General features: G+C 68.6%; 12 protein-coding genes. 4 read left to right on the top strand and 8 right to left on the bottom strand.

The features are described 5' to 3' along the window. Positions 1-724: GNAT family N-acetyltransferase (locus WB461_RS08025; protein WP_423852209.1), on the top strand; the 724-nt coding region annotated here is incomplete at its 5' end. Positions 725-737: 13 nt separating this feature from the next. Here the strand turns inward: WB461_RS08025 and WB461_RS08020 are convergent. From WB461_RS08020 to mshB, 4 genes are read right to left on the bottom strand one after another with little or no spacing between them, the layout of a single operon-like run. Beyond that, positions 738-2,846: a VanW family protein gene (locus WB461_RS08020; RefSeq protein ID WP_423852208.1), complete on the bottom strand. Its 2,109-nt coding sequence runs from the start codon at positions 2,844-2,846 to the stop codon at positions 738-740. Next, complete coding sequence (locus WB461_RS08015; RefSeq protein WP_423852207.1) at positions 2,843-3,376, bottom strand: flavin reductase family protein; 534 nt, start codon at positions 3,374-3,376, stop codon at positions 2,843-2,845. Before WB461_RS08015 ends, WB461_RS08020 begins: the two co-directional genes overlap by 4 nt. After that, positions 3,373-3,708, bottom strand: coding sequence for a hypothetical protein (locus tag WB461_RS08010; protein WP_423852206.1), 336 nt, complete (start codon positions 3,706-3,708; stop codon positions 3,373-3,375). Before WB461_RS08010 ends, WB461_RS08015 begins: the two co-directional genes overlap by 4 nt. Positions 3,709-3,711: 3 nt before the next feature. After that, the gene (gene mshB, locus WB461_RS08005; protein WP_423852205.1) at positions 3,712-4,620 is read right to left on the bottom strand and encodes an N-acetyl-1-D-myo-inositol-2-amino-2-deoxy-alpha-D-glucopyranoside deacetylase; all 909 of its coding nucleotides are present in this window, start codon (positions 4,618-4,620) and stop codon (positions 3,712-3,714) included. 71 nt (positions 4,621-4,691) lie between these two features. Here mshB and WB461_RS08000 point away from each other — a divergent pair, with 71 nt between their 5' ends. Beyond that, a complete protein-coding gene (locus WB461_RS08000; protein WP_423852204.1) occupies positions 4,692-6,773 on the top strand; it encodes a prolyl oligopeptidase family serine peptidase in 2,082 nt (693 codons plus the stop codon). 9 nt (positions 6,774-6,782) lie between these two features. Here the strand turns inward: WB461_RS08000 and WB461_RS07995 are convergent, their stop codons facing one another. Next, entirely contained in the window at positions 6,783-7,049 is a 267-nt protein-coding gene (locus WB461_RS07995; RefSeq protein ID WP_423852203.1) for a hypothetical protein, read from the bottom strand. A gap of 53 nt (positions 7,050-7,102) precedes the next feature. Between WB461_RS07995 and WB461_RS07990 the strand changes: the two genes are divergently transcribed. Together WB461_RS07990 and WB461_RS07985 are read left to right on the top strand one after the other, a co-directional pair. Beyond that, positions 7,103-8,344, top strand: coding sequence for an FAD-binding protein (locus WB461_RS07990; protein WP_423852202.1), 1,242 nt, complete (start codon positions 7,103-7,105; stop codon positions 8,342-8,344). A 63-nt stretch (positions 8,345-8,407) separates the two neighbouring features. Further along, positions 8,408-9,142 (top strand): YqjF family protein, encoded by a 735-nt coding sequence (locus WB461_RS07985; RefSeq protein ID WP_423852201.1) that lies wholly within the window; start codon positions 8,408-8,410, stop codon positions 9,140-9,142. Between the two features lie 7 nt (positions 9,143-9,149). Here the strand turns inward: WB461_RS07985 and WB461_RS07980 are convergent, their stop codons facing one another. From WB461_RS07980 to WB461_RS07970, 3 genes are all read right to left on the bottom strand, one after another. Further along, on the bottom strand, positions 9,150-9,908 hold the full coding sequence (locus WB461_RS07980) for a phosphotransferase (protein WP_423852200.1): 759 nt from the start codon (positions 9,906-9,908) through the stop codon (positions 9,150-9,152). Positions 9,909-9,948: 40 nt separating this feature from the next. Next, a complete protein-coding gene (locus WB461_RS07975; protein ID WP_423852199.1) occupies positions 9,949-10,143 on the bottom strand; it encodes a hypothetical protein in 195 nt (64 codons plus the stop codon). A 60-nt stretch (positions 10,144-10,203) separates the two neighbouring features. Continuing rightward, the coding region (locus WB461_RS07970) for a phospholipase D-like domain-containing protein (RefSeq protein ID WP_423852198.1) at positions 10,204-11,087 on the bottom strand (884 nt) is incomplete at its 5' end.

Genomic DNA, 11,087 nt, shown 5'->3' with positions numbered 1-11,087 from the left:
CATCAGCGTCGACGACCTCACCCGGATCACCTCGCGCGGGTGGCCCGCGATCGACTCGAAGCAGCTTGGTGACTGGGAGCTGCGCGCGTCACGCGGGTTCACCGGACGCGCCAACTCCGTCGCGGTGCACGGCTCGCCGGGACTACCGATGGACCGCGCTCTGGAGCGCGTGCGCGAGTTCTACGCCGCGCACGGAATCCCCGCGCTGGCCCAGCTCGTCATCGGCTCGTCGGCTGAGCGCGAGTTCGTGGACGCAGGCTGGGTGCCCAGGAGTGCTCACCACGGAGGTGCCGTCGTGCAGGTCGCCGACCTGGATCCGGTCTATCCGCGCGATCCCGAGGCGGTCGTCCACGACGCTGTCGACGACCAGTGGCTGGCCCGCTACGGACGGGCCGACCTGGACCCCGAGACAGCGCGCACGATCCTCCAAAAGCCTCGCACCGTCGGATTCGTCTCGATCGGCACACCGGTCCTCGCGATCGCGCGAATCGTCGTGACGGGCGAGTGGGCCGGAATCTCCGCCGTGGAGGTCGAACCGGACGCCCGCGGCCAAGGCCTGGGGCGTCGCGCCGTCGACGCCTCGCTTGCCTGGGCGGTCGAGCACGGCGCCGACAAGGCGTATCTGCAGACCATGCGCTCGAATGCGGCGGCACTCGCGCTGTACGGGCCGTACGGCTTCGTCGACCACCACGACTACCGCTACCTCGAGGCCCCGCCCGGCTGACGCAGAGTCAGCGTCAGTCGGCGGCAGGCTTCTTGCCGCAGATCACGTGGTCAGCGGCTTGGTAGCGGGCCGTGTCGGTCTCGGTCTTGACCCGCTGTCCGGCCCGGTAGAAGGTCCGGTAGATGTCGATGTCGAATCCGGGGATGGGACCCTGCGGCACACACCGGTCCGTGTCGTCGTACTGCTTCCCGGGCGTGCGGGCATTGCGCCGCGCCGACTTGCCGGCCTTGATGTCCCACACCTTCGTGCTCCACAGCTCGACGTGCATCACGCCCATCGACGAGGGGGTGCTCTTGACGACGTAGGACCGGATCAGGACTCCGTACTTGGTCGGATTCTTGAATCGCAGGTCCAGACTCCCGAAGTACACCGTCGCCTCGCGGCCCACCGGATAACGGTTGATGTAGAACGCATGCGGGTGGTGCTCGACGTCCTCCATCCCGCCGAAGAATGTCGCGTTGTAGGTCGTCGTCACCACCTGAGAGACGCCACCGCCGAGCTCTTCGCGGAACACGCCGCCATTGATCACGGTGCCGGTCACGAAGCCGTTGGCAGGCGTCCGCTCGCCGACGGTGTCGTTGAAGCTGAAGGTCTCCCCCGGCTTGACGATCGTCCCGTCCAACAGCGCGGCAGCCCGACCCTGGTTGGTGTTCCGGTACTCCGCGTAAGGAAACGTCGTCTCGAAGCTGCTGATCTTCTCCGTGATCTTCAGCGCCTTGGCATCCTTGGTCGTGAACTCCGGATCGACGACCTTCGCCTCGATCTCGACCGCCCGCTCCGAGCCGGTCTTGGTGAGCGCCGGGATGAGCTTGGTCGCCATCTCCTCGGGCTGCAGCCCGATGCCGGACTTGCCGGGCACCACGACGGGTTTGCCGTTGTCGATCCGGACCGTGGCGTCCACCGCCTTCTTGCCGATCCCGGTCGTGGAGTCCGTCAGTGGCTTTGCGAGCTTCTTGGGGTCGAGATTGGGCCTGAGCTGGTTGTCCATGACCCGTACCACCAACGCCGGCGCGTAGGCCGTCACTGGGAGCGCGACCTTCTTGTCGCCCGACCGGATGGTCACCGGCCCACTCACGGCTGGCTCGGCAATGGTCTTCATCGCCTCGGCGAGCTCGCTCGCGTCAACTGCCGGCTCGACAACCGCGGTCGGAACCTTGATGGGAGCCTCGTCGACCAGGTACGCCTGACGAATCGCCTCCTCGGTGTCTGCGCGCGCGATGACCAGCCCGGGCCTGGGTTGACGAGCTGTGGGCTTGGCCTTCGGGAACGTGATCTGGGCCTCGACGACCTCGCGATTGACTGCTTCGCCGATCGTTCCTATCGCGCTCTGCAGCTTGGCCTCGTCGACGTCCAACGCCGGATCCGTCGAGTGGTCGCCCACGAACAAGCCGATCATGTCGACGGGGTTCCAGCTGCGCTGACCACCCGCCTCCGAGACCGATCGGTCGACGTCCAGCGCGAGCCCGACCTTCTTGGGCGAGATGGTGAACTCCTTCTTGCCCTGCTCGAGGATGACGGGCCGGTCCTCGTTCGGGGTCAGCGCCTTGTCGACAGCCGCTCGTGCCGCGGACGGTGAGACACCGCCGACGTCGACGCCGCCGATGGTTGCGTTGGCGGGCATGCGGGTGCCGGTCAGGAAGTAGCCCCCCACGTACAGGGCGCCGACCAGCACGGCCAGGCCCAGCACGACTCGGCGACCACGGCGCGACCGATGGCCGTCGTCAGGCTCGGCCGGCGAGAGATCCGTGCTGTCGTCGCCGGCGTCTGCCGCGGCCGGCTCGTCGTCCAACGGGGCCGCCGTGACCTCATCAGGCTCGGGGGAATCGTCCATGTCCGCCGCAGCCATCTCGTCGTCGGATGGTCCGGTGCCGACGACCTCGGTGTCCGGATCAGCTTCTGGCTCGTCGTCCGCCGTCGTGTCGCCGATCTCGTCCTGCGCCACAGCCCCTTCTGCCGCGGAGGCAGGCTTGTCGTCCAGGTCGATCTCGTCGTCAGGCTCGACGACCAGGCCCGGCTCGGCGACATCGCGATCATGGCCCAGCAGTTCTGCGTCGTCGGGGCCCGCCGGATCGCTGGGCCCTCGCTTCTCGTCCGGGGCGTTCTCGTCAGGTGTGTCGGTCATGGGTTGCTTCCGTAGACGGTCTTCTCCGAGTCCGGTAGTCGCACGATGGTCCCGTAGTGAGAACGGTAGTAGAGCAACGGATCGTCGGCGTCGTCGCGTACGGCGGCGCCGGTCACCGCGCCGACGATGACCGTGTGGTCCCCGCCCTCGGTCACCGAGACCGTCGTGCACTCCAACCAAGCGAGCGAGTCGTCGAGCAGCGCGACACCGGACTCACCGCGGTGGAAGGCGATGCCCTGCATCTGGTCATCCAGCGGACGTCCGCGGTGGGCGAACCACGCCGATGCGGCAATGCCTTCCTCGGCCAGGATCGACACTCCCCAGAACCCGGTTTTGAGGACCGCCTCGTGAAATCTGCTCGTGGTGTGGGAGCACACCAGCACCAGCGGGGGGTCGAGCGAGACCGAGGTGAATGCACTCGCCGTCATCGCGTGGTCGACGCCGTCCAGCACCGTCGAGACGACCGTGACACCGCTCGCAAACCTGCCGAGAGCACCGCGGAAGGCCTGCTGGTCCACCCTCGCAGTCATCTGTCCACCCTAGAAGGACATCGGACGCCCAGCACGATGGCCCCTGCCGAACCGATCGTGAACGACCAGCCGATCCAGTCCGATGCGATCAGGTAGCTCTCCCCGGGCGCGAGCTGCTGCGCCATCAGCGCCACACCCCAGCCCAGGCCGACGAAAGCGCCGCCGACGGGTGTCAGCTGTGCCGCCGCTCGCACGACGAAGTAGGTCGCGGCGACAGCCAGGACCGTGCCCCAGGGCCAGTGGACCCCGGCCGCCCACCAGGTATGTCGGTGCACGACTGCGCCGATCAGCCCGACGTAGGCCCCCAGAACAAGCAGAATTGCGCGTCTCACGAGTCAGAGACCAGCGAACAGGTCTTCCTCGAGCCCGCTCTCCCCCACCGGACCACGAGTGCCCCTGACCAGTCGGTAGAACTCAGTGCCCCACACGGCGGCGGCCATGTCCATGCCACCGGCGAAGAACTGTCCGTCTTCGGTGATCTGGGTGCGGTGCGCCTTCATCGCGGCGAGCTTGGCCGGCACGAACAGCTCACCGTCGATCATGGCATCGAGGTGCTCGTCCTCGATCGCCATCGGTGGCATGTTGTCGGGGTCCATCCCCTCGAACGTCGTGGTGTCACCGCTGTCACGCAGCGCCTTGATGCCGGCCCGCATGCGCGACGCCGACAGCGCCACCCAGTAGATCTTCGAGATGTCCCACGCCTCGCCCAGAGCCGGTCGGAACGAGCGGGCGGCGGCGAGGTCTGCGGCATAGTGCGCGACGCGGTGAGCCTGGATGTGGTCCGGGTGTCCGTAGTTGCCGAAGTCGTCATACGTCACCAGAACCTGGGGCCGGACCTCGCGGATGATCTCGACCAGCAGCGCAGCGGCCTCCGTGAGGTCGGCATGCCAGAACGCATTGTCGTGGATCTCGTCCGCCGCCGTGGCGTTGCCCGCCTCGTCCCACTTCATGCCCGAGTCCCGGTAGCGGCCGGCGCCGCCCAAGATCCGGTGGTCGGTGACACCCAGCTCGGTCATCGCCTCGGCGAGCTCGCCGAGACGGTGCTGACCCAGCAGGTCGTCGCGATCCGATGCCAGGTGCTCTAGGCCGGGGACCAGCACCTCGCCCATCTCACCCAAGGTGCAGGTCGCCAGTGTCACCTGCACGCCCTCGGCGACGTACTTCGCCATCGTCACCCCGTTGGTGATCGACTCGTCGTCTGGATGGGCATGCACGAACAGGATCCGTCGATCGCTCAGGGTCATGCCCCAAGGCTACTGACCGCTGCGGACGTGGGCCCGGTTCGCGTCCCGCGGTGCCGTGATTGGATCGAAGCATGAGCGTCTCCTACCCGCGACTGGCAGCCCGCACGCTGCGTTTCACCCTCGGCATCCCACGCAACATCACGGTGTCCCCGGACGGTCGCACGGTGCGGTTCATCCGCACGCCGGACGGCGTCACCCGCACCGGCCAGCTGTGGGAGCACGACGTCGCCTCCGGCACCGAGACGATCCTGGTCGACCCCCTCGTGCTGCTCGGCGAGGCCGTCGAGCAGCTGTCGGCCGAGGAGCGGTCACGCCGCGAGCGCAGCCGCGAGTCAGCAGCCGGTGTTGTCGGGTACGACGTCGATGAGACCGGACGCTGGGCCTGCTTCACCCTGTCCGGGAAGCTCTGGGCAGTCCACCTGGGCGGCAGGGTGGTGCATGCCCTGCCCAGCGTCGGTGCGGTCATCGACCCCCGTCTCGACCCGACCGGCCGGTTCATCGCGTACGCCTCGGGCGGCGCCCTCCGGATCATCGACGTAGGTGGGCGTGACGAGCGGGTTCTGGTCGAGCCGGAGTCCCCGACCGAGGTGTGGGGGCAGGCCGAGTTCATCGCCGCGGAGGAGATGGAGCGTCACCGTGGATTCTGGTGGGCCCCGGACGGTCAGTCGCTGCTGGTGGAGCGTTACGACGACGCACCGGTACAGACGTGGCACATCGCCGATCCCGAGCACCCCGATCTCGAGCCGGTGGCGCAGCGCTACCCGGCCGCCGGGACCCCGAACGCCCTCGTCACGCTGTGGCACGTCGGACTCGACGGCACCCGCCGGCAGGTCGATTGGGACCGCGCGGCGTACGAGTACCTCGGCCGGGTGACGTGGAACCAGCACGGCGCCCCGGTGATCCAGGTGCTGAGCCGCGACCAGAAGTCCGCGCAGACCCTGTCGGTCGACATCGCGACCGGCCAGACCACGGTGCTGCGCGAGAACCGCGACGCCGCCTGGGTCGAGCTGTCCTCGGCACCGCGCTTCGCCACCGACGGATCGCTCATCACGGTCGAGGACGTCGACGGGTGGCGGCGGGTCCTGCGCGACGGCGTCGCGATCTCGCCCGACGGGTGGCAGATCCGGGACATCGTCGACGTGTTCGAGGACAGCGTCATCGCGACCGCATCACACGAGCCGACCGCGGTGCAGGTCGTGCGGCTCGGTTTTGACGGCACTCTCGGCGAGGTCACCGAAGGGGCCGCGCTGCACGGCGCGGTCATCGGTGGACCCACCACGGTCATCGTGCGGTCCGGGCTCGAGGCCGTCGGCACGTCAGTCATGGTCCACCAGGAGGACTCCGCGCCGACCCCGATCCGCGTGCTGGCCGAACCGGCACCGCACGAGCCCGTGGTGCACCTGATCGCCGCCGGTGAGCGCGGGCTTCGCACGGCTGTGCTGTTTCCCAACGGGCACCAGCGGGGCTCGCAGCGCCTTCCAGTCCTGATGGATCCGTACGGCGGTCCGCACGCCCAGCGGGTGCTCGCCTCTGCCCGGGCGTTCCTCGAGGCGCAGTGGCTCGCCGACCAGGGATTTTGCGTCATCGTCTCCGACGGCCGCGGCACCCCGGGGCGCGGCCACGCGTGGGAGCGTGAGGTCCTCCACGGCTTCTCGACGGTGACACTCGACGATCAGGTGGATGCACTCGCTGCTGTGGCTGCTGCGTACCCCGACGACATTGACACCGATCGGGTCGGGATCACCGGCTGGTCGTACGGCGGCTATCTCTCGGCCCTGGCCGTGCTCAGGCGGCCCGATGTCTTCCACGCCGCCGTCGCGGGCGCCCCGGTGACGGAGTGGCGGCTCTACGACACCTGTTACACCGAGCGTTACCTCGGCGACCCGAACACCCAGCCCGAGGTCTACGACGACAATTCGCTGCTGCCGCTCGCCGCGGGTCTCGAGCGACCGCTCATGCTCATCCACGGGCTCGCCGACGACAACGTCGTCGCGGCGCACACGCTCCGTCTGTCGTCGGCACTGCTGGCCGCCGGCCGTCCGCACACCGTGCTTCCACTGTCGGGCGTGACCCACATGACGCCGCAGGAGGCGGTCGCGGAGAATCTCAAGCTTCTGCAGGTCGAGTTCCTGCGCGAGCACCTCGGCGCCTGATGCGCGGCGTCAGTCCTTGAGCCGTTTGGGTCCCTCGGGAAGATCGACCGGGGTGGCGGGCAACCGGTCGTCCCCGGGCATCCAACCACCGTAGACATCAACCATCTCGATGACCCGGTCGTCGTAGGGCTCGACCTGCAGGACCCACGCGTGGTCCTCGCCGTCGTCCTCTCCCGCGAAGCCCTCGCGTCGCAACGACGTCAGGTAGCCCTCCCGCTCCAACGCGTCGACCAGCTCGGCAGCGTCGTCGGCGGAGTCGAAGTAGATCTGGCTCATGGGGCCGAACGTATCGCGAGGCTGAGGCGTGCCGCTGCGCGCACACTGATGACATGACCGGAACCAACTGGGCGGGCAACCTGACCTACCACGCCACGGCTCTGCACCAGCCGTGCTCGATCGAGGAGCTCTCGGCGCTGGTCACGGCCGCCCCGTCGGTTCGCGCGCTCGGCAGCCGACACTCGTTCAACGCCATCGCCGACACCACCGGGGTCCAGGTCTCGGTCGCCGGCCTGCCCCCCGTCGTCGAGGTCAACTCCTCCGCCCGTGAGGTCGCCGTGTCGGCCGGCCTGCGGTACGGAGAGCTCGTCGAGCAGCTCGACGTGGCCGGCTGGGCCCTGCACAACCTTGCCTCCCTCCCGCACATCTCGGTGGCCGGAGCGATTGCGACCGGAACGCACGGCTCCGGCGACCACAACGGCAGCCTCGCCAGCTCCGTAGCCGGGCTGGAGCTGGTCACCGCGGACGGCACGGTGCGAGCCGTCCGACGAGGCGACCCCGACTTCGACGGAATGGTCGTCTCGCTCGGTCTGCTGGGTGTCGTCACCACGGTCACCCTCGACATCGTCCCGACGTTCCAGATCCGACAGGACCTCTACGAGGGCGTCGCGTGGGAAGCGATCGAAGCCGACCTCGACGCGATCACCGGCAGCGCCTACAGCGTGAGCCTGTTCACCGACTGGGGAGACGACGGCGCTGGACAGGCATGGGTCAAGTCGCGAGCCGACGCGGTGCCGTCCGAGGCGTTCTTCGGAGCAGCTCCGGCGACGCGCCAGCTGCACCCGCTCCCGGACGAGCTGGCCGACGTCACCACGGCCCAGCTCGGTGCCGCGGGGCCGTGGTGGGACCGGCTACCGCACTTCCGGCTGGGATTCACACCGAGCAACGGCGAAGAGCTGCAGACCGAGTACCTGGTGCCCCGGCAGCATGCAGTCGAGGCACTGCGTGCCGTTCGTACGCTGGCGCCACTCGTGCAGCCGCACCTGTTCATCAGCGAGCTCAGGACCATTGCCGCCGACACCCTGTGGCTCAGTCCGAGCCATTCGGTCGACTGCGTCGCGATCCACTTCACCTGGCGCATGCACGTGGCCGAGATCGCGGCCGTGCTGCCCGTGCTCGATGCCGCTCTCGCCCCGTACTCCGCTCGACCGCACTGGGGCAAGGTCTTCGACACCAGCCCTGAACAGCTGGCCGCAGCCTATCCACGCATCGCTGAGTTCCGCGCGATGGCCGACCGGCTCGACCCCAACCGAAAATTCGCGAATGCGCAGACGGATCGGTGGCTGACCCGCTGACGTTTGACTCACTCGGTTCGACACCACCGGGTCGACGTAGCTCTGCGGTGCCACACTCGACAGATGAACACGTTTGATCCGGTGCCGCCACGGCTCTCCGGGCCACGCCTGATGCGTCAGGACTGGAACCGACTGACGTTCGTCCACTGGGCAGTCGACCCTGACCTCGTGGCACCTCTGCTCCCGATCGGTGCACGACCGGACGTGCTGGACGGTGTCAGCTACGTGGGTCTCATCCCGTTCGAGATGCGGCGGGCAGGCTTCGGACGAGGGCCGGCGGTGCCCTTCCTCGGGGACTTCGCCGAGACCAACGTGCGCCTGTACACAGTCGACGACGCAGGACGTCACGGGGTGGTCTTCCGGTCGTTGGAGACCAGCCGGCTCCTCGCCACGCTCGGAGCGCGCTTCGCGTTCGGGACCCCCTACATGTGGGCGCGGATGCGCATCACGCAGGAGGCTGACCGCATCGACTACACCACCCGACGTCGCTGGCCCGGCCCACGCGGCGCGGGGGGCCACATCGCGGTGAAGATCGGCGACCCGATCTTGCGCCCGTCGAAGGTCGAGGAGTTCGTGACCGCGCGTTTCGGGCTGCACACCCGCTGGGCGGGACGGACGCTCTGGATCCCGAACCATCACGCGCCATGGCCGCTGCGGTCCGCCGCGATCGAGGCGCTCGACGACAGCCTGGTGGCGGCGGCCGGCCTGCCTGGCGTTGCAGATCGTCCGCCAGATTCGGTCGTCTACTCCGAGTCGGTTCGAACCGAGTTCGGAACGCCGGTCGTCGTATCGACCTGACCTTGGCTCAGAGGGCCTGCTCGATCACCGAGATGCGCTCGCGGAAAGCGGCGACGCGGTCACGGGTGCGCTGCGGCTCGCCGACCGTCGCCAGGTTGAGGAAGCCGTCGTCCCCACGCGCCTGGCCCGCCTCGATCCGGTCGCTCGCCGCGGTCATGCGCTCGACGACTGCCGCCAGCACCGTGCTCGGGCCCCACTCGCCGTAGGTGTCCACCAGCAGGTCCAGACGTCGCATGACATCGTCCAGCGGGATCTCCCGGTACAGCGGAATTCCGGTCCAGGCAAGGAAGGCGAGGTCCTCGATCGGCCGTCCGGGGCCTGCCATGTCCCAGTCGATCATCGCGACGAAGTGGCCGCTCTGGACGATCCAGTTGTAGGCGCCGGGGTCGTGATGGCAGACGATCTGGTCGTCGCCAAGCTCGACGGTGCCAGCACGCCACGTACGGGCGCCCTCAGGGCGGAAGTCGACCACCAGATCGTGGAAGTCTCGCAGCCAGGTCACGGCTTCGGCCAGCACTGTGTCGAGGACGATCTCACGGTCGACCGGGACGCCGCGCCCCTCGACGTACTCCAGGACCTCCCGACCCTCGTCGTCGATGCCGTGCAGCTCCGGCATGCCACGCAGGCCGTTGTCGTGCAGGAAGTTCAGCAGCTCATGGACGGCTGGGGTCCACGGGCCGGTCGGGCGCCGGACGGTGCGGCCGATGCGGGTTGCTCCGCCGACCGCTCCGGGGAGAGCCTCAGGCTCGGTGTCGTCGCGTGGCACCCGATCATCGTGGCACACACACTCATTCGCACCCGCGTTCTCAGTCGTCGCGGGCTGGGCCCGCCTCGGCCGCCAGATCACCCGACCGTCCCTCTCCGGTGTCGGCGGCGTCCTCCGGCTCGGCCGGGACGGGGCCGGGGTTGGCCAGCTGCCCGTCCTGCTCAGTGTCGTCGCCGGCGTTGTCGGCGTTGCCGGCGTTGTCGTTGTCGTTGCGGGCATTCTGGATGTTGGACATGTTGGAGTCGTACCCCGGGGGGATCTATCCACACGCGCCGCCCGTCGCCCGCGGCAAGCCTCAGAATTCGTCCGTGCGTCGCAGTCGACGTGGTCTGCCGTCGGGATCGTGCATCAAGGCGTAGGGCGCCGCGGCCACCGCACGAGCCAGCGGGCCGAGCGGAGTCGGCTCGATCCTGCGAAGCCGCCCGTCCGGCCGAGGGCCGACCCGGCCACCATCGCACCACGCATCCAGGCGCGCTGCGCTGGCCGCGTAGGTCGCGAACATGTCGGCCGGGTCCAGGCAGTCCGCCAGCACCGCGCTTGGGTCACCGTTCGCCGTGTCCAGGTGTTCAGCGGCCAGGGTGAGTCGGAGATTCTTGCCGTACTCCCCCTCGCGGTCGATCACCACCGCGGAGAGCTCAGAGTCGTGAGTCCACGAGCGCCGGTTGAAGTTGTCAGAGCCGATCGAGGTCCAGGTGTCATCGATGACGCAGGCCTTGGCGTGCACGTACACGGGGGTCCCCGCATGATTCTCCAGACCGTAGATCGCGACTCGTTCGGGAGCCGACCGCACCAGATCCTGCATCGCTCGGCGCCGACCCTCCAGCTGCGGCAACCGACCCATCACTCCCTCCAGGTCCGGAAACATGGGTGCCACCCCGATGATGAACAGGTCGGGATGTTGCTCCAGTGCTTCGCCGAACATCCGCGCGACGTGACGGCCCCACAAGTACTGGTCCTCGACGTAGATCAACCGTCGGGCGCGCTCGATCGCCTTGGTGTACCCACGCGCCACACTCCGCTCGCCACCTTCGGCGAAGGGATAGTTCCTGCTCGACGGCAGGTCGGGATAGGTGCGCAGCAGCTGTACGACGTGAGTCCCATCGTGGATGGCAGGCGGCGGGGGTAGCTGCGGCGGCAGCGGGCTCGGGGTAGCCAACGGGCCGCGCTTCCGTCTGCGCC

The organism is Aeromicrobium sp. (assembly GCF_049587115.1).
Taxonomy (GTDB): Bacteria; Actinomycetota; Actinomycetes; order Propionibacteriales; family Nocardioidaceae; genus Aeromicrobium.
The sequence above is the reverse complement of the archived record's forward strand: the minus strand, read 5'-3'. Positions and strand labels throughout refer to the sequence as shown.